The organism is Nonomuraea sp. NPDC050451 (assembly GCF_044458585.1).
Genome location: NZ_JBITHZ010000028.1, coordinates 34,551 through 56,844 on the forward strand (window position 1 = coordinate 34,551; position 22,294 = coordinate 56,844).

Sequence of the window (22,294 nt, forward strand, 5' to 3'; positions counted from 1 at the left end):
CCTGTACCACGGGCGAGCCTGACTACGTAGTCATAACCCAGGAGCCGCTAGTGTCCGACGCCAGGCGAAGGCCGCCGAGCAGCACCGACGTCGCCGCGCTCGCGGGCGTGTCGCAGAAGACGGTCTCGCGGGTGCTCAACGGCGAGCCGTACGTCACCGAGGAGGTCCGCGAGCGGGTGCTGGCCGCGGCGCGCGAGCTCGGCTACCGCCGCAACACCGCGGCCAGGGCGCTCCACCTGGGCCGCTTCCACCGCATCGGCGTCGTCTCGATCGGCAGCTCGCTGTACGGCCCGTCGTCCCTGCTCGTGGCCCTGGAGCGGCAGGCCAGGGAGCTCGGGTACGCGTTCGCGGTCGCCTACACGGGCGAGGGCGCCGGCCTCACGAACGCGGTCGAGTCGCTGCTGGCCCAGGGCGTGGACGCCATCGTGGTCTCCGACCCGATCGACGACCGGATCGACGACCCGATCGACGGCGGCCAGGACCTGCGCATCGACCCGGACGTGCCCGTGCTGAGCTTCCGGCCAGTCCCCGGGCTCGACGGGCCGCGCGTGGTGGTCACCGGCGCGTCCGGCGTGGACGCGGGCAGGCAGGCGACCGAGCACCTGCTCGGCCTGGGGCACGCCACCGTCTGGCACGTCGCGGGGCCGCACCGGTGGTGGGCGGCGCGCGACCGGGCGCGCGGCTGGCGGGAGGCGCTGGCCGCCGCCGGGGCTCCCGAGCAACCGGCGCTGGAGGGCGACTGGTCCCCGGCGTCCGGGTACGCGGCGGGCCGGGTGCTGGCGGCGAACCCGCGGGTCACGGCGGTGTTCGCGGCCAACGACGACATGGCGATCGGCGTGCTGCGCGCCCTGGCCGAGGCCGGTCGCGCGGTCCCGGAAGAGGTGAGCGTCGTCGGCATGGACGACATCCCCGCGGCGGCGTACCTGTCGCCGCCGCTGACCACCATCCGCCAGGACTTCGAGGCGATCGCCCGCCACGGCCTCGCGCTGCTCGCCGCCGAGATCGAGCGCAGCCCCGGCGGCCCCGCCCTCGGCGACCTGCCCGCGCACCTCGTGGTGCGCCGATCGACCGCGCCCCCCGCAAAGTGAGGAAGGAACCCCTGTGCCGCGAGTACTCTTCGGCGCCGCCTACTACCCCGAATACCACCCCGCCGACCTGCTGAAGACCGACCTGGACCTGATGGCCGACGCGCGCTTCTCGGTGATCCGGGTCGGCGAGTCGGTCTGGTCCACCTGGGAGCCCGAGAACGGCCGCTTCGACCTCGACTGGCTGCAACCGGCGCTGGACGGCGCGCACGAGCGCGGCATCGGGGTCATCCTGGGCACGCCGACGTACGCGGTGCCGCCGTGGCTGGCCCGGCTCTACCCGGAGATCGCCGGGGAGCGGGCCACCGGGCAGCGCATCGGGTGGGGCGCCCGCCAGGAGATGGACTTCACCCACCCGGCCTTCCGCTTCCACGCCGAGCGGATCACCCGCAAGGTCGTCGAGCGCTACGCCGGCCACCCGTCGGTCATCGGCTTCCAGGTCGACAACGAGCCGGGCCTGCACCTGCTGCACAACCACGGCGTCTTCCAGCGGTTCGTCGACTGGCTGCGCGAGCGTTACGGCGACGTGGAGACGCTGAACCGGGAATGGGGCCTGGTCTACTGGTCGCACCGGCTGTCGGACTGGGCCGACCTGTGGCGGCCGGACGGCAACGCCCAGCCGCAGTACACGCAGGCGTGGCGGCGCTTCCAGGCCGACCAGGTGACCGAGTTCATCGCCTGGCAGGCGGACATCGTGCGCGAGTACGCCCGTCCCGAGCAGTTCGTCACCACGTGCATCGCCTACGACCGGCCCGGGGTGGCCGACGACGAGCTGACCCGGCGGCTCGACGTCACCGCGGGCAACCCGTACTACACGATGCAGGACGGCTTCGCGCTGCCCGCGCCGCAGGACGCTCCGCAGAGCTGGATGACCAGGAACACCTGGGCGCTGTACCTCAGCGCGGACCGGATGTTCTCCTCCCGCCAGGAGCCGTTCCTGGTGACCGAGACGAACGCGCAGGCCATCGGGGCGCCCTGGGTGAACCAGCCCGCCTACGACGGCCAGTGGCGGCAGGCCGCGTGGGCGCTCGTCTCCCGCGGCGCCTCCATGATCGAGTACTGGCAGTGGCGGACCCTGGTGTTCGGCACGGAGACTTACTGGGGCGGCGTGCTGCCGCACAGCGGGCGGCCGGGGCGCACGTACCGGGAGATCGCCCGGATCGGGGCCGAACTGGAGACGGCGGGCGAGCTGGTCGAGGGGCTGGTCCCGGACGCCGACGTCACGATGCTCTACTCCACGCCGAGCAAGTGGGCGCTGAGCGCCCAGCCCGCGCTCGGGCGGCCGGACGGCGGGCCGGACGAGCGCTCCTACCAGGGCATCTTCGAGCCGTTCTACCGTGGCGCGTTCGACGCCGGCTGCCAGGTGCGGGTGCTGCACGCCGCCCAGGCGGTCGCCGAGGAGCCGGGCGCGCTGACCGCACGGCACCCGGTGCTGGTGGCCGCCGGGCTGTACGTGGCCGACGACGCCACGCTGGACTGGCTGACGGCGTACGCGGCAGCGGGCGGGCACCTGGTGGTCGGGCCGCGCACCGGCTACGCCGACGCCGAGGCCCGGGCCCGCAGGGACGTCCAGCCGGGCAGGCTGGCCGACGCCGCGGGCGCCTGGTACGACGAGTTCAGCAACCTGACCGAGGACGTGCCGGTCACGGGCCCAGTGAGAGGCAGGGCGTTCCCGGAGGGCGCGGCGGGCACCCGGTGGGCGGACGGCCTGCAGACGGACGGGGCGGAGGTCCTGGCCGGTTACGAACACCCGCACTTCGGGCGGTTCGCGGCGATCACCACCCGCGCGCACGGGCAGGGGCGGATCACCTATGTCGGCACCGTCCCCAACGCGGCGCTGGCCGAGGCCCTGTTCCGCCGGCTGGTGCCGGCGCCCGGCCCCTGGTCGGACCTGCCGTCCGGCGTCACCTCGACCGGCGCCACCGCGCGCGACGGGCGGCGGGTTCGCTTCCTGCACAACTGGGCGTGGGAGCCCGCGTCGGTGCGGGTACCGGTCCCGGTACGGGATGTGCTCGACGGCTCCGCCCACGAGGCCGGCGCCGAGTTGCCGCTGGGGCCGTGGGACGTGCGGGTGCTGTCGGAGACGGCAGGCGGCGACGTACGCTGATCTTGCGCCCGTACGGCCAGGAAGGAAACGCATGGCGGTCAACGTCACTGTCTGGAGCGAGAACTACCACGAGCCGCGCGAGGAGGCGGTACGCCGCATCTATCCCGACGGCATGCACGGCGCCATCGCGGAGGGGCTGACCGAGCTGCTGGGCGACCGCGTGCGCACCCGCACCGCCGTGCTCGACGAGCCCGAGCACGGCCTGACCGACGCGGTCCTGGCCGGCACCGACGTGCTGACCTGGTGGGGCCACATGGCGCACGAGGAGGTCGACGACAAGGTCGTCGAACGCGTGCGGCGGCGCGTGCTGGGCGGCATGGGCCTGCTGGTGCTGCACTCGGCCCACTACTCCAAGATCTTCCGTGCGCTGATGGGCACCACCTGCACGATCAACTGGCGCGACGCCGGCGAGCGCGAGCTGGTCTGGACGGTCGCGCCCGGCCACCCGATCGCGCAGGGCGTGCCCCGTCCGCTGATCATCGAGCAGCAGGAGACGTACGGCGAGCCGTTCGGCATCCCGGAGCCCGACGAGCTGGTGTTCATCAGCAACTTCAGCGGCGGCGAGGTGTTCCGCAGCGGCTGCTGCTTCCGCAGGGGCCTGGGCAAGATCTTCTACTTCAGCCCCGGCGACCAGGAATATCCCGTCTACTACCACCCCGACGTGCGGCGGGTGCTCGCCAACGCCGTCCTGTGGGCCGCCCCGCCGGACGGCGTGGGCGAGCCGCTCCAGAACGCCCACACGCCCATCCAGTGGTAGGGGGCCGCGTGACCTTCGACACCGTCAAGGAGGACAGGCCGCTGCGCGGTGTGGTGGTCGGCGCGGGCTACATCGGCGGCCAGTGGGCGCCCGAGCTGCTCGCCCACCCAGGCACCGAGCTGGTGGGCTGGGTGGACGTGGTGGAGGAGCGCGCCCGGGCCTCCGCCGCCGAGCTCGGCCTCGACGACCTGCCCGTCAGCGCCTCGCTGACCGCCGTGCTCGACGGCGAGGAGCCCGACTTCATCGTCAACTGCACCGTCCCCCAGGCCCACCACGACGTGACGGTCACGGCGCTGGGGCGCGGGGTGTCGGTGCTGAGCGAGAAGCCCATGGCGGTCACCCTGGACGAGGCCCGCTCCATGGTCCGGGCGGCCGACGAGGCGGGGCGGCTGTTCGCGGTCAACCAGAACCGCCGTTTCATGCAGACCCTGGTGGCCTTCCGGCGCACGGTGGCCGACCTGGGGCCGCTGGGGGTGCTGACCTCGGAGTTCTTCATGCCCTACCGAGGGCCGGCGTTCCTGGGGACGCTGGAGCATCCGCTGTTACAGGACATGGCGATCCACCTGTTCGACGCGGCGCGGGCGGTGTCGGGGACGGATCCCGTGTCCGTCTACTGCGAGTCGTTCCGGCCGTCGTGGACGTGGTATCCGGGGGCGTGCTCGGCGACCGCGATCTTCGAGATGACCGGCGGGCTGCGCTACACGTTCGCCGGGAGCTGGTCGGCGCCGGGCCAGGCGACGTCGTGGACGGGCAGCTGGCGGGCGGCCGGCCCTCGTGGGACGGCCCGCTGGGACGGCAAGGGTGATCCGACGGCCGAGGCGGCCGAGGGGCACGTGGTGCGGTCGCACCCGCCGGAGGCCGACGCCTTCCCCGGCCGCCGGCGCTTCCAGGGGCTGGCCGAGGGGCTGGAGGAGTTCGTGACGGGGCTGCGTACGGGGCAGGCGCCGCAGGGCGAGTGCCACGACAACATCCGCAGCCTGGCCATGGTCACCGCGGCCCTGGAGTCGGCCCGCACGGGCGCGCGGGTGCCGATCACGCTCTGACACCCGGGGGCCGTGCCTCGGCGCGGCCCCCCGCTAGGATGGGAGGGCGTTGCCGGGCGCGTCCAGTCCGCGGGGAAGGGATCATCCCACCGGCGACACACCCGGTTGTGGCCGACGGACCCCGGCCCGAGCTCGCGGACCCGGGCAGCCGGAGGTTCGCCGTGTCCGATCTTCCCCAGCGCCCTTCGCTGGAGCACCTGCGCAAGCAGGCCAAACACCGCAAGCGTGCCCGCGGCGTCCCGCTGAGCCGGGCGCAGTTCGAGCTGGCCCGCGAGTACGGCTTCCCGAGCTGGCCGAAGCTGGTCGAGCACGTACGCGTCGCCGCCCTGGAGGGCGTCGAGCGGGCGCTCGTCCTGGCCGATCCGGCCGCGCTGGCGGCCTTCCTCCCGGCCGGTGAGCCGGTCGGCGGGCTCCCGCCGCTGCTGGTGCTGCTGCGGCGGGCCGTCGCGCCCGCCGAGCGGGTACGCGAGTGCGCCCGGCTCCTGCTGGACGCGGGCGCCGACCCGGGGAGCCACACCGTGGAGCGGGGCGGCAGGCAGACGGCGCTGTTCGACGCCGTGGAGCGGGGTGACCCGGCCCTGGTCCGGCTCCTCGTGGAGCGCGGCGCGCCCCCGGACGAGGACGCCTTCTACCACGCGTGCGAGCAGTCGGACACGGCATTCCTCGACCTCCTCCACCGGCCCGGCTTCGAGCGCATGGTGGTGCACAAGCTGGACTTCGAGGACGCGGCGGGGCTGCGCTGGTTCCTCGACCGGGGCGCCGACGTGAACGCCTGCCGCGCCCTGCACCACGCCATCGCCCGCGGCCGAGGCGTCACCATCCTGACGATGCTCCTCGACGCCGGGGCCGAGGTGAACCTGCCGTGGGACCGCTGGGACATCGGCCGCCGCCCCCTCGCGCTGGCCGCCCGCTGCGGTCACCTGGCGGCGTACGAGCTGCTGGCCTCGCGTGGCGCGACGGCCGACCTGGACCCGGTGGACGCCGCCGTCCTGGCGGTGGCCCGGGGCGAGTCGGCGCGTCTGCCCGCCGCGCCGCCGCCCGCCCTCGGCAACCCGGCGGACACCGGGGACTACGGCTGGGCGCTGGGCCAGTTCGCCCTGCTGGGGCGTACCGACGTGGTGCGGTCCCTGCTGGACGCCGGGATGGCGGTGGACACGCGCGGCTGGAGCAACTTCACGCCGCTCGACCAGGCCGCCATGCACGGCCGCACGGCGACGGTACGGCTGCTGATCGAGCGCGGCGCCGATCTGGACGACCGCGCCTTCGACGAGGAGGGCCCGACGCCGCTGGACTGCGCGCTGTGGGGGCTGCGCAACAACCGCGCGGAGGACGGCGACTACCTCGGCACGGTCGCAGCGCTCCTGGAGGCGGGCGCGCCCACCCGCCTGGGCCCGCCCACGGGCGACCCGGCCGTCGACGCCCTCCTGGAACCCCACTGGGAGAAACGGTCAGCCGAGCTTGAGCAGTAGCTCGGAGAGCTCGACCGGCATGGTGATCATGCAGTCGTGGCCGGTCGCCAGTTCCCACACCTGTGCCGCGGTGCCGTTGGGCTGTATCGCGGGGACGGGCCGACGGGTGATGCCTTCCGGCATGCCGACGGTGCAGTGGATGTGGGTCCGCGGAATCGTGTTCGCGGCCGGGTTGTCCAGCCGGACCGGTTGCTGGAGGCAGCGCACCGGCTGGTCCGAGAGCATCGAGCGCAGCCAGGCGACGTCCGCCGGGTCGGTGACCCCGAACAGGCCCGCGGGCGGCGGCAGCTCGGGCATCGGCGGGATCCGCCAGGCGCTGCCGGACCGCGCGGCGCGGTCGATCAGAGTCTTGGTCACGGGCCGGACGTCGGCCGCGCTCTCGCCGTCCTCCGGGACCATCGCGTCGAGGTAGACCAGGTGCGCGATCCGATCAGGGACCCGGTTGGCGGCGGACGAGATGACCAGCCCGGCGTAACTGTGCCCCACGAGTATCACCTCGGTGAGGTCTTCCTCGTCGATCAGCCCGACGATGTCGTCGACGTGCGTGTCCAGCCCTACCTCGGGACTGAGCAGATGCGCCTTGTCGCCGAAGCCCGTCAGCGACGGCGCGACCACCCGGTGCCCGGCCGACGCCAGCAGCGGGACCACCCGCTCCCAGCACTGTCCGCTGTGCCAGGCACCGTGTACCAGCAAATATGTTGACATGGTTCCCCAGGCTGCTGACCAGGCCCAGACGGAGCCAGAGCCCCCGCGATCCTGGGGGTGACAGGACCAGGAAGCAGGCAGCCGCGCAAATTACAGTGCAGAGATGAGCGAATCGAACCTGCTGGGTGACTACGTGCGCGCGCGCCGCGAGCTCGTCACTCCCGAACAGGTCGGCATCCCCGTCTCAGGGGTGCGGCGCGTGCCGGGCCTGCGGCGGGAAGAGGTCGCGATGCTCGCCGGCATCAGCGCCGACTACTACCTGCGTCTGGAACAGGGCCGCGACCGCAACCCCTCCGCGCAGGTCCTCGAAGCCCTGGCCCGCGTGCTGCGGCTCGACGACGACGCGACGGCGTACCTGCTGCGCCTCGGCGCCGGCAAACCCCGGCGGCACCGGCGCCGCCCACGGAAGGAGACCGTCCCGCCGGGCATCGCCCAGCTCGTCGCCACGCTCCCGCTCCCCGCCTACGTCGAGGGCCGCTACTTCGACGTCCTCGCCGCCAACACTCTGGCGACCGCCCTGTCGCCGCGCCTCGTGGCGGGGGCCAACCGCCTGCGTGACGTGTTCCTCGACCCCGCCGAGCAGGCCCTCTACCCGGATTGGGAGAGCGCCGCCGCCGGCATGGTCGCCGGTTTCCGCGAGTCCGTCGGCACCGACACGGACGACCCCCGATTCATCGAACTCGTCGGCGAGCTCTCCCTCGCCAGCCCTCGCTTCAGCCGGCTCTGGGCCCGCCACGACGTGGTGGCGTGCGAAGGCGCGCCCAAGCACATCGACCACCCGCAGGTCGGTGGCCTGCGGCTGAACCGGGAGAGGCTGGGCGTCGGCGGCACGTCAGGCCAGACGCTTGTCGTCTACCACCCGGCCCCGGGCACTGACAACGCCGACAAACTCGCACTTCTCGCCGCGATGCACTAGCCCTGAGCGAGAAATCGATTTCTCGCAATAACGGCAAGCTGCGGGGCAGGGTCGGCCAGCAAGGCGTGAAAGATACTGCAAAGAACCACATGCCGTGACGAAAGTCACGGCCCGCAGCACGTAGAGTGACGGATCTGAAGAGGGGTCTGGGGCGAGGCACGATCGGGATGGTGTGGGAAGACGCGCCGTACCCGATGCTGACGGTCGACACCGCCGGCATCGTCGAGCAGGCGAACAAGGCGGCCCGGCTGCTTCTCGTCGGCTCGGTCATCGGCGTACCGCTGGAGCGGGTCGCCCCGGCCTGGCTGTCGCGGGCCCATCGCGAGGTCGGCGCCGGGCTCCATGTCGATCAGAGGGCCCGTGGGCCGGTCGGCGGGTCGGTGTTCGAGGCGCATCCCGTGCACGCCGACCGCGATCGGGTCACGTGGTGGCTCGTCGACGTCGACGATGACCAGCGGGCCGTCGAGGAGCTGCGCGCCGAGCGGGAGTGGACCGCGTTCATGGTGGAGGCGTCCGTCGAGCTGCAGTCCTCGCTGAACCTGGAGCGTTGCCTGGAGGCGACCGCGCGCCTGGCCGCCCGGCGGCTCGCCGACGCCGCGCTGGTCGTCACACAGCTGGCCCCTCGCCAGTACGCGATCGTCCACTGCGGTCCGCGGGGAGAGGTGTCCCGGGAGCGCACGTCCATCGATCCCCGTGCGGTCCCGGGGCTCGCGGAGGCGCTGCAGGGCTTCCCTCCGGCACCCACCCGGTGGATCGAGCCGGCGGAGGCCCCCTCCTGGGTGCTGCGCGAGCAGGGCGGCGAGGTGGGCTCCGTGGCGGTGACCGCGCTGCCCGGCCACGGCCTGCCCGCGGGCGCGCTGGTGCTCCTGCGCCGTACCCCTCAGGCCGGGTTCTCGGACGGAGAGAAGGTGTTCGTGCCGCTGTTCACCGCGTGGGCCGGCGCGGCGATCTCGGTCGCGAGGCTGTACGCCGAGCAGGCGGCCATCGCCGAGACCCTGATGGCCGAGCTGCTGCCGCCCGTGGCGCCGCCGCTGGAGGGCATCGAGCTGGCGGCCCGCTACCGGCCCGCGGGCGACAGCGAACGCGTCGGCGGCGACTTCTACGACGTGCATCCCGTCGGCGGCTCCGGCCGGGAGTCTCTGGTGGTGCTGGGCGACGTGTCCGGCAAGGGCCTCGATGCCGCCGTGCTCACCGGCAAGATCCGCAACATCCTGCGCGCCCTGGTGCCACTGGCCGACGACCACCATCGGGTGCTCGAACTGCTGAACGGCGTGCTGCTCACCCACGGAGACCCGACGAGCTTCGTCACGCTCGTCCTGGCCTCGATCGAGCGCCGCGAGCAGCAGGTCGTGCTGCGGCTGACCAGCGCCGGGCACCCGCCGCCGCTGATCCTGCGCAACGACGGCCGCGTGGAGCCGGTCCACGCCGTCGGCACGCTGATCGGCCTGGTGGAGGACATCACCAGCGTCACCGAGTCGGTGCTGCTGGAGCCCGGGGAGACGTGCCTGCTCTACAGCGACGGCATCGTCGAGGCCAGGGGCGGCCCGCTCGGCGACGAGTTCTTCGGCGAGGATCGGCTGTGCGAGCAGCTGCGGCAGTGTGCCGGCATGCCCCCGGAAGCCCTGGCCGACCGCGTCCAGATGCTGGCCTGCCAGTGGGTCGGCGGTGGCGAGCACGACGACATGGCGGTCGTCGCCATCACCGCGCCCCGCGAGCCGTCTCACCGCGGGCTGCCATGACCCACGACGTCGAGGAACGCGTCGAGACGCTGTGGGCGGCGGCGACGGCCGGGGACGAGTACGCCGCCGCCGGCGCGGCGCTGGCCGCGCTCGACGCCGGGATGCCGATGGAGACCCTGCTGCTGGACGTGGTCGCCGCGGTGCAGTCGCGCGTCGGCCGGGAGTGGGCGGCCAACCGCATCACGGTCGCCCAGGAGCACACCGCCACGGCCGTCAACGAGCGCGTGCTCGCCACTCTCGCCCATCAACCTTCCGCACGGGGGAAGCCCGACAGGGGCCGCGTCACGGTGGCCTGCGTCCACGGCGAGTGGCATGCGTTCCCGGCGCGGCTGCTGGCCGAGGTGCTGCGCCTGCGCGGCTGGCACGTCGACTACCTGGGCGCGCAGGTGCCCACGCCACACCTGGTCGCCCACCTGCACCGGACGGACCCGGACGCGGTGGCGCTGTCCGGCTCGCTCGCGCCCCGGCTGCCCGCCGCGCACGCGGCGATCACGTCGTGCCAGGCCGCGGGCACGCCGGTGCTGGCCGGTGGCGCCGCCTTCGGCCCGGACGGGCGCTATGCCCGGCTGCTCGGAGCCGACGCCTGGGCCCCCGACGCGTGCGCCGCCGCCGACCTCCTGGCCGGCGGGCCGCCGCCGCGCCGGGGCACCGACGGGCCGCCGCCGCACCTGGCCGGCCCCGAGTACGCCGCCCTCACCGGGTCCGCCGCGGACCTGGTGAGGGGCGTCGTGGCGGAGCTGACCCGGCGCGTCCCCGAGACGGCGTCGGCTTACGCGGAGCGCCGGCTCGAACACGCCGCCGAGGACGTCGCGGCCATCGTCGACTACCTGCGGGCCGCCCTGTACGTCGACGACCCCGAGCTGTTCTCCTCCTTCGCGGGCTGGATGGCGGAAGTCCTCACGGCGCGCGGCATCCCGGCGCGCGTGCTGCTCACCGTCCTGGAGGCGCTGGCCGAGCGCCTTCCCGGCTCCCCTCGCGCCCTCGTCATGCTGGAGAGGGCGCGCGACGTGGCGCGCCGCCACGGCACAGGCGATCATTGGTCGCGTCGGTAGCGGAGCGGACGAGGATGGCGAGATGCCGATCGACGTGATCGATTACGACCCGGCCTGGCCGGAGCGGGCCGAGCGGGGCCGCCGCAGCCATCACCTGCACGTGGTGACGGCCGACACGTGGGAGAGCCGCAACGAGCGCCTGCTCCGCGATCACTTGAGGGCCGACCCGCATGCGGCCGCCGAGTACGCCGCCCTGAAGCGCGCCCTCGCCGACGGCGACCCGGACGGCCTGGCCTACACCCGCGGCAAGACCGACCTGATCCAGCGCTTCGTGGACGAAGCCCGCCGATCGCGCGGCCTGCCCCTCCTCCCCGTCTGGGAGGAATGAGGGGGCTTCGCGCCTAGTTCTTGATGCCCGTCAGGGTGACCCCCTCGATGAAGTAGCGCTGCATGAAGAAGAACAGCGCGATGATCGGCGCGATGATGGCCGCCGAGGCCGCCATGAGGTAGCCCCACTGGGTGATGTACATGCTCTGGAACGACGCCAGCCCCAGCGACAGCGTGTAGTTCTCCTCGTTCTGCAGGTACAGCAGCGGCCCGAGGAAGTCGTTCCAGGTGCCGATGAACGTGAAGATCGTCACGACGATGATCGCGGGTTTGGACAGGGGCATGATGATCGTCCAGAACACCCGCCACGGCGAGGCCCCGTCGATGTAGGCGGCCTCGTCCAGCTCGAACGGGATCGTCAGGAAGAACTGCCGTAGCAGGAAGATGTTGAACACTCCCCCGCCCGCCCCGGCGAACCAGCTCGGGACCGTGAGCGGCGCGATGGTGTCGATCGCGTCCAGCTCCTGCCACATGACGAACGTCGGGATGAGCGTCACCGCGTACGGCAGCATCACGCCGCTCAGCAGCAGCGCGAACACGATGTTGCGCCCGCGCCAGCGCAGCCTGGAGAAGCTGAAGGCCGCCACCGCGCAGGTCAGCACGGTGCCCAGGACGCTGATGACGGCGATGACCAGCGTGTTGAGGAAGTAGCGGCCGAACGGCTGGGTCGTGAGGGACTCGCTGAAGTTCGACCACTGGAACGGCGAGGGGATCCACTGGGGCGGCGAGACGAACATCTGCGCGTCCTGCATGAGCGCGCTGCGCACCAGCCAGACGAACGGCAGCAGGGTCGGGATCGACCCCGCCACCAGCGCCAAGTAGAGCAGGATCCGGCCGTACCTGCGCGGTTTGCGCAGCCCCTGGGTCGGGGCCACGCCGCGCGCGGTGGTCTTGTCCGGTGTCGCCAGGGCGGTCATCGCGCGCCTGCCATCTCGTAGTAGACCCAGCGGCGGGCGTTTCTGAACATGAGGAACGTGACCACCATAATGATCATGAACAGGGTCCAGGCGAGGGCGCTGGCGTAGCCCATCTCGCTCTCGGTGAACGCCTTGCGGAACAGGTAGTAGACGTAGAAGAGCGTGGCGTGGTTGGGGCCGCCCTCGGTCATCACGTACGCCTGGTTGAACACCTGGAAGGTGCCGACCACGCCGACCACCAGGTTGTAGAAGATGGTCGGCGTCATCATCGGCAGCGTCACGTGCCAGAAGCGCCGCCACGCGCCGCCGCCGTCGATCGAGACGGCCTCGTACAGGTGCCTCGGCACGCCCTGCAGCCCCGCCAGGAAGATCACCATGGTGTTGCCGAAGCCCCACGTGCTCATGATGATCATCGACGGCACCGCGGTCGACTCGGCGTAGATCCACTGCGAGCCCGGCAGGCCTCCCTGCCGGAGCAGGGAGTTCAGCAGGCCGAAGTCGGGGTTGAAGATCCAGATCCACAGGACGACGTTGGCGATGGCGGGGACGAGCGTCGGCAGGTAGAAGATCGTCCGCCAGATGGCCAGGCCGCGCACCTTCTGGTTGAGCAGCATGGCCACGGCGAAGCTGACGATCAGCACCAGCGGCACCGCGCCGAGGGTGTAGTACGTGGTGGTGGACAGCGACTTCCAGAACAGCTCGTCCTGGACCATGGTGGCGTAGTTGTCCAGCCCGACGAAGTTCGGGCTGGACCCGATCGTCCAGTCGGTCAGGCTGAAGAACGCCGACGCCACCATGGGCCCGATCGTGAAGATGACGAACCCGAGGATGGCGGGCAGCGCCATCAGGACGCCCCATCGTGCTTCGAGGCGGCGCATCAGAGCTCCTGGGTGTGCTGCCAGCCCTGGAGCATGCTGGAGATCTTCGGCGCGACGGCCTTGAGGATCTCGGCGGCCGGGCGCTTGCCGGTCTCGAGTTCCTGGAGGGCGGGGGTGAGCACGTCGCTGGAGATGGTGGACATGTTCTTGACGCGGTTGCCGAACGTGGGCACGCCGTGGTCGCGCGCGTAGTCCACCACGGCCGTGCGGAACTCCGCCGGGTGGAGCTCGTTCTTGGTCCAGGAGTCGATGGAGGCCTGGTCCTCGTAGTACTTCTTCTCCTGGGGCATCCACAGGCCCTTGGCGAACAGGTCGACGTAGCGCGGGTCATTGTGGAAGGCGAACAGCTCGACCGCCTCCTGCTCGTGCTTGGAGCCCGCGAACACCGCCGAGGCGCCCGCCACCTGGGAGGAGGTGAACGGCTCCTTGTACTTGGGCAGCACGCCGATGCCGTAGTCGACCTTGCTCTCGTTCATGTCGAGCAGGCTCCAGTGACCGTCCACCACCATCGCCACCCGCTTGGTCTTGAGCAGGATGTTGGTGCCGGGCACGTCGTCGCCGGTCGCGGCCAGCTGGCCCGGGCCGGGGGCGACGCGGTGCTTGTAGATGAGGTCCTGCAGGTTCTGGAACACCTGGATCGCCTCGGGCGAGTCGAGCAGGCACTTCTTGCCGGCCTCGTCGGCGAAGTCGACGCCGTTGCTGCGCAGGAACCCGTACCAGGCGGCGCCGTAGGTGATGCTGCTGGAGATGCCGAACTGCTTGATCTGCTTGGGGTCGAAGCCGGACTCGTCCGGGTGCTTGCCGTTCTGGTCGATGGTCAGCTTGTAGGCGTTCTCGACGAGCTGGTCCCACGTCCACGCGGAGGCGGCGTCGGCGGGCGGCGTCACCCCGGCGGCCGCGACGGCGGACTTGCTGTACCACAGCAGCTCGATCTCGTTCGCGGTCGCGACGCCGTGCAGGTTGTCCTGACCGCTCCACAGGTACGCGTCCGGCAGGTATCCGGCCAGCTGTGGATATTTCTTCAAATAGGGGAACAGGTTGACCAGCTTGCCCTGCTGGCCCAGGCGGTACGACATCGCCAGCGGCACGTACCCGGCGTCCGGGAGCCGGTTGCTGGCCACGAGCGTGTTGAGCTTCACGTCGTACTCGTCGGGCGTGTAGAGCGGCTTGACCGTCACCCCCGCGTGCTTCTGCTCGTACTGCTTGAGCATCCGCTCGACGGCGGCCTTCTCGAACGTCGAGCCCCAGTACATGAACTGGAGCTGCACGTTCTTGCCGCCCGAGCCGGAGCCCGAGCCGCCACCGCAGGCCGCAGCCGCAGTGCCGAGGGCGGCGAGCCCGCCCAGCTTCAACAGGTCGCGTCTTCTCATCCGCGTCTTTCCTTACGCGAGGGGGATCCAGACCCGCATCGGGCCGCCGTCCCGGTTGTCCCACTGGAAGTAGGGGACGGCGGTCGCGGTCACGCTGGTGCTGGTCGCCAGGGGTTTCGTGGTGTACGGCAATCCGCCGCGCGGCTGGTCCACGGCGACGGCGTCGGTTTCGATCAGTACGGTGCGCCCGACGCCCGGGAGGTCGTCCACGGGCTTGGGACGCAGGGGTGCCTGCGGGCTCAGGGCGAGGTCGTCCACCTCGACGCCCTCGGGCTGGTCGGCCTGCTCGAAGCAGTAGACGAGCGGTCCGCGTTCCAGGGCCACGCTGCCCCGCACCGCGTCGATCCTGTGGTGGGGGTGGACGAGCCTGGGTGTCATGTCGAGCCGGAGCTCGACCGTGTCGCCCTGACGCCACTGACGACGGATGCGGAAATATCCGTCTTCGGCGGCTCGGGCGGGAAGGTCATCGATGTAGGTGTTCTCGCTCCAGGCGGGGATGCGGAGCGCGAGCTCCCATTCGCCCTCGCCCTCGATCGTGATGCGGACGAGCCCGTCCCACGGGTAGTCGGTCTCGATCCGGACCCGGCCGTTCACGGTGCCGGGGACGTACTGGTGCACTTGCAGGCCGGCGTCGGTGGTCGTGGCCAGGTAGGAGCCGAGCGAGGCCACCAGGCGCATGATGTTCGGCGGGCAGCAGGCGCACGCGAACCATTCCCTGCGCCGCCCGAGATAGGCGTCCTCGACGAGGTCGGCGCGGCGCTGGAGCGGGTTGACGTAGAAGAAGCGCACGCCGTCGGCCGACGTGGAGGCGGCGAAGGCGTTGTAGAGCGTGCGCTCGATCAGGTCGGCGTGGCGGCCGTGGCCGGTGGCCAGGAGCAGCCGCCAGTTCCAGTGGATGCTCGCGATGGCGGCGCAGCTCTCGCTGTAGGCGCGGTCGGACGGCAGCTCGTACCGCTCGCCGAACGCCTCGCCGTCGTGGCGCGAGCCGTGGCCGCCGGTGATGTACGTCTTGGTGGCGACCATGTCCTCCCAGCGGCGCAGCGAGCACTCCAGCAGCGACTCGTCGCCGGTCTCCAGGTAGACGTCGACGATGCCGGCCTCCAGGTAGAGCTGGCGAACGGCGTGCCCGACCGCGGTGTCGGCCTCGCGGACCGGCAGGTGGTCCTGGGCGTACAGCATGCCCATGCCGCTGTCCTTGATGAGGCCCTTGCCGCGGTTGTCGAGCAGCTTGGACGCCAGCTCCAGGTACGTGCGCTCGCCGGTCAGCCGGTACAGCTCGACCAGCGCGGTCTCGACCTCGGCGTGGCCGTCGATGCCGTCGTTCCCGCCGGTCAGGAACTCCTCCACCAGGTGGTCGGCGAAGCGCCTGGCGACCTCGACCACGCCGTCGCCGATCCCGGCGCGGGCGGCCGCCACCGCCGCCTGGAACAGGTGGCCGGCGCAGTACATCTCGTGGCTGTACTCGAGCTCGGCGTAGATCTTGTCCGGCTTGACGACCTGGTAGTGCGAGTTGAGGTAGCCGTTGTCACGCTGGGCCTTCTTCAGCACGGCCGCGGCCTGGTCGGCGAACTCGGCGTACTCTGGCTCAGGGGCGCGGACGTACTCCCAGGCGATCGCCTCCAGCTGCTTGTAGAGGTCGGAGTCCTGGAAGCGGTAGCCCTGGAAGGGCCCCTCGCCCTCGCCTCCGGCGCGGCGGAGGTTGGGCAGCACGCCCGAACGCTCCATCTGCTCCAGTCCCAGCGGGATGCTGGCCTCGTGATTGATCCGCTGCCATCGCGCGAACGGGCCGCCGGTGATGACGACGTCATTGATGCCGATCGGCCGCCACAGTGCCCGACTGGACGGAACGACAGGACTCTGATGCATCGAGCTCCTCTAACCTCAACCTCGGGGCCTCGCTGAGAAAACCTTGGGAATAGGTTTTCTCAAACGGAGGGTAAGGTGTGATACATCACAGGTCAAGAGCGGATGCTTGTGCGCGAAAGGGGACTCGGTTGACCAGTCCTTCGGATGGGACGGCGAAGACCATCACGATCAGGGACGTCGCGGCGGCCGCGGACGTGTCGATCGGCACGGCGTCCAAGGCGCTCAACGGCCGCGGCCGGATGCGCGACGAGACCCGCGACCGGGTGCTCGCCGCCGCCGAACGGCTCGGTTTCCGTCCCAACCCGCTCGCCCAGGGGCTGCTGGCGGGCCGCACGTACACGGTGGGCCTGGTCACGGGCGACAGCTTCGGCCGCTTCAGCATCCCGGTGATGCTGGGCGCCGAGGACGCGCTGGGCGCGGGGCAGATCTCGGTGTTCATGTGCGACACGCGCGACGACCCGATCAGGGAGCGGCACTACGTCGAGCGCCTGCTGGCCAGGCGCGTCGAGGGCATCATCGTCACGGGCCGGCGCACCGAGCCGCGTGCCGGCATCGGCCGTGACCTGCCCGTTCCCGTCGTGTACGCGATGACGCAGTCGACCGACGACTCGGACGTGTCGATCATCCCGGACGACGAGGGCGGCGGGGCGCTGGCCGCCCGCCACCTCATGGCGACGGGCCGCACCCGCATCGGCCACGTCACCGGGCCGCAGCGCTTCCAGGCCGCGCGGCGGCGCGCCCAGGGCCTGACCACCGCCCTCGCCTCGGCCGGGCTGTCGCCCGCGGGCGAGATCCTGTACGGGCAGTGGAGCGAGGAATGGGGGCGGCAGGGAGCCGACGTGCTGCTGCACGCCGCGCCCGACGTGGACGCCATCTTCTGCGGGAGCGACCAGATCGCCCGCGGGGTCGCGGAGACGCTGCGCGAGCGGGGGCGACGGGTCCCCGAGGACGTGGCGCTGGTGGGGTTCGACAACTGGGAGCCGATGGCGCTGGGGTGCCGGCCGCCGTTGACGACCGTGGACATGAACCTCGGGGAGATCGGCCGGATGGCGGCCCGCCACCTGCTGGACGTCATCGCGGGCAAGCCCGTCACCGGCGGCGTCACGATCGTCCCGGCCAGCCTGGTCCTGCGCGAGTCGACCCGCCGGGCCGCCCCGTAGCGCGGAGCACTGCAAGGCGCTGCAAGGGTGGCGGATGGGGTTGACCGGTGCTGTGTAACACCTTACTGTGCGCCAGGGAAAACCTATTCCCATCCTTTAAGGAGTCCGGATGGACCGAGGATGCCGCAGCGCCCCGATTGCCGCCAAGGGCGCCAGGCGAGTCACCGTGGCGGCAGTCTTACTCGCCTCCTTACTCACCGGCGTGTCGCAGCCCGCACACGCCGCCGCGCCCACCGCGACGGTCGTCGACATGTTCGGCAGGACCGTCAACGACTACGGCGTCAAGCTCGTCGACTGGCAGGGCTACCTGGCCAACCCGTACGTCGAGCTCACCGTCAAACCCCCGACCGGCGTCCAGTACCCCGTCACGATCGACCTCAAGGCCGAGGGCACCTCCAGGCTCATGATGGACCTGCCCAGCCAGCTCACCGCCACCGGTGCCACCAAGACGCTGACGTTCGCGAACGCAAACGACCAGAAGGTGTTCCGCCTCGCGATCCACTCCAAGCGGGGCCCCGGGCAGGATGAAAGTTACACGCTCAAGCTGAACATCCGTGACGGGTCCGGCACGACGACCCAGCAGCAGATGCCGATCCGGGTGCAGCAGGACGAGAAGACCGCGCTGCAGCCCAGCCTGCCCCTCAACTTCGACTACCGCTACGACAACATCACCGGCTACTTCAACCAGCCGAACTTCAGGACCGCCGCCGAGGAGGCGGTGAAGGACTGGTTCAGGTTCTTCGACATGCAGCCGTTCGACACCGTGGCGGCCGGGGCGGAGAACAACCACCTGCCGGGCAACGACTGGCAGAACACCATCAACGTCACCAACAACGCCGCCTACAACGGCATGTACGTGTTCTTCCGCGGCATCCAGACCCCGTACTCGACCGGCTACCCCGCCGCCAACGGCAAGTACAGCACCCGGAACGGCCAGCAGCTCGCGGGCCCGCTGCACCGCTCGACGGCGATGATCTTCGAGTACGACGAGGCCGGCAAGCAGCTGTTCACCTCCCTGGCCGACGAGGACTGGTACAAGACGGAGATCGCCGGCTCGGTGCTCGACGTGCACGGCCTGGTCATGCACGAGTACGGCCACGCCGTCGCCTACCACAGCGACTGGGCCGGGATGCGCTCCTACGTCCAGTCCGGCGGCAACGACCCGGACGTCGTCGCCTACGAGGGCTACCCCGTCCCCCTGGACAGCAGCTACCACATCCCCGGCGACCAGAAGTACTGGGACCGGCTCAGCGGCCAGAGCGGCGGCTGGACCCACATGTTCCCCACCCGCCGGTGGATGCTGACCAAGCTGGCGCTGTTGGTCGCGGAGAACGCCGGGTGGAAGCTCAACCGCAACCTCACGCCGTTCCTGCCGCCGTCCATCGTCACCACCTCCCTGCCGTCGGCCACGCCGGGCACCGCCTACAGCCAGACCCTTCAGGCCAAGGGCGGCGTGCCGTTCTACGACTGGCAGGTCACCGGCGGCTCCCTGCCCGCAGGGCTCACGCTCGACCGGTTCACCGGCGCGATCAGCGGCACCCCCACCACGGCCGGGACGTCCAGCTTCACCGTCCAGCTGCGTGACTACGACAAGCTCAGCACGCCGCAGACCAGGACCTTCCAGCTGACGGTCGGCAGCGGCGGCGGCACCTCGGTGAACGTGGCCGGCAGCGCGACCCCGTCGGCGTCGTACACCTCCCCCTGGGAGAGCGTGGCGGCCATCAACGACGGCATCGACCCGCCCAGCTCGAACGACACCGTCAACCGCCGCTGGGGCACCTGGCCCAACACCGGCACCCAGTGGGCCGAGCTCACCTGGACCTCGAACCAGACCCTCAAGGGCGCCGACGTCTACTTCTTCGACGACGCCGACGGCGTGCGCCTGCCCGCTTCCTGGAAGCTCCAGTCCTGGAACGGCAGCGCCTACGTCGACGTCCCCGGCACCTACCCGATCGCCATCAACGCCTACAACAAGGTCACGTTCAACCCGATCAGCACCACACGCCTACGCGTGGTCCTGCAGAGCGGCCAAGCCTCGGTGGGACTGCTCGAAGTGAAGGCCTACACCTAGAAGGGTTCAATGCGGAAGATCGCCATCTTCAGCGCGCTGGCTGCCCTGGCCGGCGCGCTGTCGGTCCCCTCTCCCAGCCTCGCCGCACGCCAGCCCGCCCCCGCGCTGGACGTGTTCGACATCTTCTACCGCAAGGTCAACGACTACGGCGTCCAGCTCGTGGACTGGCAGGGCTACCTCGCCAACCCCTACATCGAGCTGACCGTGCGCGCGCCGAAGGTCCCCGGCATCCAGTACCCGCTGAAGGTGGATCTGCAGGCCAAGGGCACGTCCCGGCTGATGTTCAACATGCCGAGCGAGCTGACGGCCGCCGGGGCGACCAAGTCCTTCACGCTCACCGGCCCCGCCGACCGCGAGGTCGTGCGGCTGGCCATCCACTCCAAGCAGAGCGGCGGCCAGGACGAGCAGCACCAGTGGATCATGAAGACCACGGACGCGAGCGGCGCCACCGGCACCCAGACCATGCCGATCCGGGTGCAGCAGGACGAGAAGACCCCGCTCAAGCCGACGATCCCCATCGACTTCGACTACCGCTACGACGACATCACCGGCTACTTCAAGGACCCCGGCGTCCGCAAGGCCGCCGAGGCCGCGGTGCGGAACTGGTTCGCGTTCTTCGACCTGCAGCCGTTCGACACCGTCCCGGCTGGCGACGAGGTCAACCGGCTGCCGGGCGATGACTGGCAGAACGAGGTCGAGGTCTCCAACGCCAAGCCGTACAACGGCATGTACGTGTTCTTCCGCGGCATCCAGACCCCGTACTCGACCGGCTACCCCACCATCAACGGCAAGTTCCACACCCAGAACGGCAAGCCCACCCCCTACCACCGCTCGACCAGCATGATCCTCGAGTACGACGAGCAGCTGATGAAGCTGTTCACCTCGCTCAAGGACGAGGACTGGTGGAAGACCGACCTCGGCCAGGTGATCGACATCGAGGGCCTGGTCATGCACGAGTACGGCCACGCGGTCGCCTTCCACAGCGACTGGCAGGGCATGGCCGACTACGTGGCCTCCAAGGGCAAGGACGGCCAGGAGGTCATCGACTACCAGGGCTACCCCGTCCCGCTCGACACCAGCTACCACGTGCCCGGCGACGACCCGTACTGGGACCGGCTCAGCGGGCAGAGCGGCGGCTGGCGGCACGTCTTCCCGACCCGCAGGTGGGAGCTGACCAAGCTGTCGCTGCTGATCGCGGAGAACGCCGGCTGGAAGCTCAACCGCAAGCTGACCCCGTTCCTCAAGCCCTCGATCGAGACCGCCGCCGTCCCGGCGGCCAAGGTCGGGACCGCCTACGAGCAGCGGCTCCAGGCCAAGGGCGGCGTCCCGTTCTACGACTGGCAGGTCACCGGCGGCGCTCTGCCGGAGGGGCTCACCCTCGACAGGTTCACCGGAGCCGTCACCGGCAAGCCCGCCAAGGCCGGGTCGTACGAGTTCACCGTCCAGCTCAGGGACTACGACAAGCTGAGCGCCCCCGTCACGCGTGACTACAAGCTCACCGTCGGATAGCACGAAGGAGGGCGGCGGAGACCCCGCCGCCCTCCCCCTTTCCGTCTTTCGTCAGAGGCCGTAGCGGCTCTTCAGGTGCCGCCACCAGTCCCGGAACATCCACTTGTCGAACTCCGTGATCTGCGCCGCGCTGCCCGCCTTCATCAGGAAGCAGCACTGGCCCGTCGGAGTCCAGTCGTAGAAGTCGTCCAGGCCGAACGAGTGGCCCATCTCATGCAGCAGGATGTGGATGTTGTCGGTGTTGAGGTTCGACATGTAGTACTCGCTGCCGATCCGCTGTCCCCAGTCGCCCCCGGCTCCCCCGCCGAACCCGGCCGTCAGCCAGAGCGACATGTCGTAGTGGTGCGAGGCGCCGCCCGGGCAGTTGGGGTACTGGCCGCTCTGGTTGAAGAACCGGCCGCACGGCTCGGCGCACTGGGGCGCGTTCTCGCGGATGTTGTTGACGTAGATGTCCACGGAGTTGTCGCTCCACTGCAGCTGCGCCCGATCCCGTACGGCCCAGCCCACGACCTTGACCGGCACGCTCGCGTAGGGCCAGCCGTTGTGGCCGGCCATGACGTCCATCCACTTCTTGAACTGGCGGGCCAGCGCCGCGTGGATCTGGTCACGCTGCGCCGCCGTCACCGTGGCGGTGGTGTCCCAGCGCACGCAGTAGTTGATCGAGCCGCCGTTGGCCATGACCTGGTCCCAGCCGTAGTTGCGGAACCCGTACAGGTTGGGGTACGTGCTCTCGACGTGCTGCCAGACCTCGTTGAGCGGGGTGACCAGGTTGGAGGGCGGGTTCCAGGTCGAGGTGCCGCCGCCGGAGTCGGGGGCCCACGCCTTGACCTCCAGCAGGCCGACCGAGCCCGCGCCGCTCTGCAGCTGGATTCGCAGGCGCGTGGTGCTGACCTGCGTGAAGGTCACCTTGTTGTAGGCGTTGACGGCGATCGGGTACGAGGCGGAGATGTCGACGTAGGCGCTGCCGTTCCAGTACTGGAGCTTCCAGGAGGCGGGGACGCGGACGCCGTCGGCGTCGTCGAAGAAGTAGACGTCGGCGCCCTTGAGGGTCTGGTTCGAGGTCCAGGTGAGCTCGGCCCACTGGGTGCCGGTGTTGGGCCAGGTGCCCCAGCGGCGGTTGACGGTGTCGTTCGAGCTGGGCGGGTCGATGCCGTCGTTGATGGCCGCCACGCTCTCCCAAGAGGAGGTGTAGGAGGCGGACGGGGTCGCGGTCCTGGCCACGTTCGTGTCGGCCAGGGCGTTCTGGATGGGTAAGAAGAACGTGATGATCAGGAGGAGGGGCAGGACGGCCAGGCGTTTCATTCGGGCCTCTCTGGTTGTGGT

Annotated in this window: 18 protein-coding genes; 12 read left to right on the forward strand and 6 right to left on the reverse strand. The window is 70.8% G+C overall.

Annotated elements, in window-relative coordinates; translation table 11 throughout:
• Positions 1-50: 50 nt before the first annotated feature.
• From ACIBI9_RS48675 to ACIBI9_RS48695, 5 genes are all read left to right on the forward strand, one after another.
• The gene (locus ACIBI9_RS48675) at positions 51-1,088 is read left to right on the forward strand and encodes a LacI family DNA-binding transcriptional regulator (RefSeq protein WP_397233525.1); all 1,038 of its coding nucleotides are present in this window, start codon (positions 51-53) and stop codon (positions 1,086-1,088) included.
• A 13-nt stretch (positions 1,089-1,101) separates the two neighbouring features.
• Positions 1,102-3,192, forward strand: coding sequence for a beta-galactosidase (locus ACIBI9_RS48680; RefSeq protein ID WP_397233527.1), 2,091 nt, complete (start codon positions 1,102-1,104; stop codon positions 3,190-3,192).
• Between the two features lie 31 nt (positions 3,193-3,223).
• Entirely contained in the window at positions 3,224-3,949 is a 726-nt protein-coding gene (locus tag ACIBI9_RS48685; protein WP_397233529.1) for a ThuA domain-containing protein, read from the forward strand.
• An 8-nt stretch (positions 3,950-3,957) separates the two neighbouring features.
• Positions 3,958-4,992, forward strand: a complete 1,035-nt coding sequence (locus tag ACIBI9_RS48690; protein ID WP_397233531.1) for a Gfo/Idh/MocA family protein — start codon at positions 3,958-3,960, stop codon at positions 4,990-4,992.
• A 107-nt stretch (positions 4,993-5,099) separates the two neighbouring features.
• Positions 5,100-6,461 (forward strand): ankyrin repeat domain-containing protein, encoded by a 1,362-nt coding sequence (locus ACIBI9_RS48695; RefSeq protein WP_397233533.1) that lies wholly within the window; start codon positions 5,100-5,102, stop codon positions 6,459-6,461.
• Here the strand turns inward: ACIBI9_RS48695 and ACIBI9_RS48700 are convergent.
• The gene (locus tag ACIBI9_RS48700) at positions 6,441-7,166 is read right to left on the reverse strand and encodes an alpha/beta fold hydrolase (protein ID WP_397233536.1); all 726 of its coding nucleotides are present in this window, start codon (positions 7,164-7,166) and stop codon (positions 6,441-6,443) included. The genes ACIBI9_RS48695 and ACIBI9_RS48700 overlap by 21 nt on opposite strands.
• A 103-nt stretch (positions 7,167-7,269) precedes the next feature.
• On the opposite strand from ACIBI9_RS48700, the gene ACIBI9_RS48705 reads away from it, so the two are divergent.
• The 4 genes from ACIBI9_RS48705 to ACIBI9_RS48720 all read left to right on the forward strand — a co-directional run bounded on the left by ACIBI9_RS48705 (position 7,270) and on the right by ACIBI9_RS48720 (position 11,201).
• A complete protein-coding gene (locus tag ACIBI9_RS48705; RefSeq protein WP_397233538.1) occupies positions 7,270-8,082 on the forward strand; it encodes a helix-turn-helix domain-containing protein in 813 nt (270 codons plus the stop codon).
• A 167-nt stretch (positions 8,083-8,249) separates the two neighbouring features.
• Positions 8,250-9,821 carry a PP2C family protein-serine/threonine phosphatase gene (locus ACIBI9_RS48710; protein WP_397233540.1) on the forward strand — a complete coding sequence of 524 codons (1,572 nt, stop codon included), beginning with the start codon at positions 8,250-8,252 and terminating at the stop codon, positions 9,819-9,821.
• Positions 9,818-10,873, forward strand: coding sequence for a B12-binding domain-containing protein (locus ACIBI9_RS48715; RefSeq protein ID WP_397233542.1), 1,056 nt, complete (start codon positions 9,818-9,820; stop codon positions 10,871-10,873). Before ACIBI9_RS48710 ends, ACIBI9_RS48715 begins: the two co-directional genes overlap by 4 nt.
• 22 nt (positions 10,874-10,895) lie before the next feature.
• Positions 10,896-11,201: a GrpB family protein gene (locus tag ACIBI9_RS48720; RefSeq protein ID WP_397233544.1), complete on the forward strand. Its 306-nt coding sequence runs from the start codon at positions 10,896-10,898 to the stop codon at positions 11,199-11,201.
• A 13-nt stretch (positions 11,202-11,214) separates the two neighbouring features.
• Here the strand turns inward: ACIBI9_RS48720 and ACIBI9_RS48725 are convergent, their stop codons facing one another.
• The 4 genes from ACIBI9_RS48725 to ACIBI9_RS48740 are packed head-to-tail and all read right to left on the reverse strand — an operon-like array spanning position 11,215 to position 16,231.
• On the reverse strand, positions 11,215-12,117 hold the full coding sequence (locus ACIBI9_RS48725; RefSeq protein WP_397233546.1) for a carbohydrate ABC transporter permease: 903 nt from the start codon (positions 12,115-12,117) through the stop codon (positions 11,215-11,217).
• Entirely contained in the window at positions 12,114-12,995 is an 882-nt protein-coding gene (locus ACIBI9_RS48730; RefSeq protein ID WP_397233548.1) for a carbohydrate ABC transporter permease, read from the reverse strand. Before ACIBI9_RS48730 ends, ACIBI9_RS48725 begins: the two co-directional genes overlap by 4 nt.
• A complete protein-coding gene (locus ACIBI9_RS48735) occupies positions 12,995-14,365 on the reverse strand; it encodes an extracellular solute-binding protein (protein ID WP_397233550.1) in 1,371 nt (456 codons plus the stop codon). The genes ACIBI9_RS48730 and ACIBI9_RS48735 overlap by 1 nt, the downstream gene beginning before the upstream one ends.
• Before the next feature lie 12 nt (positions 14,366-14,377).
• Complete coding sequence (locus ACIBI9_RS48740; protein WP_397233552.1) at positions 14,378-16,231, reverse strand: glycoside hydrolase family 127 protein; 1,854 nt, start codon at positions 16,229-16,231, stop codon at positions 14,378-14,380.
• A 128-nt stretch (positions 16,232-16,359) separates the two neighbouring features.
• Between ACIBI9_RS48740 and ACIBI9_RS48745 the strand changes: the two genes are divergently transcribed.
• The 3 genes from ACIBI9_RS48745 (at position 16,360) to ACIBI9_RS48755 (ending at position 20,971) form a co-directional block, all read left to right on the forward strand.
• Positions 16,360-17,391: a LacI family DNA-binding transcriptional regulator gene (locus tag ACIBI9_RS48745; RefSeq protein ID WP_192784326.1), complete on the forward strand. Its 1,032-nt coding sequence runs from the start codon at positions 16,360-16,362 to the stop codon at positions 17,389-17,391.
• A gap of 109 nt (positions 17,392-17,500) precedes the next feature.
• Entirely contained in the window at positions 17,501-19,462 is a 1,962-nt protein-coding gene (locus ACIBI9_RS48750) for an Ig domain-containing protein (protein ID WP_397233554.1), read from the forward strand.
• Positions 19,463-19,471: 9 nt separating this feature from the next.
• Positions 19,472-20,971, forward strand: a complete 1,500-nt coding sequence (locus ACIBI9_RS48755; protein WP_397233556.1) for an Ig domain-containing protein — start codon at positions 19,472-19,474, stop codon at positions 20,969-20,971.
• A gap of 51 nt (positions 20,972-21,022) precedes the next feature.
• Here the strand turns inward: ACIBI9_RS48755 and ACIBI9_RS48760 are convergent, their stop codons facing one another.
• The gene (locus ACIBI9_RS48760; RefSeq protein WP_397233558.1) at positions 21,023-22,273 is read right to left on the reverse strand and encodes a hypothetical protein; all 1,251 of its coding nucleotides are present in this window, start codon (positions 22,271-22,273) and stop codon (positions 21,023-21,025) included.
• Positions 22,274-22,294: the final 21 nt, after the last annotated feature.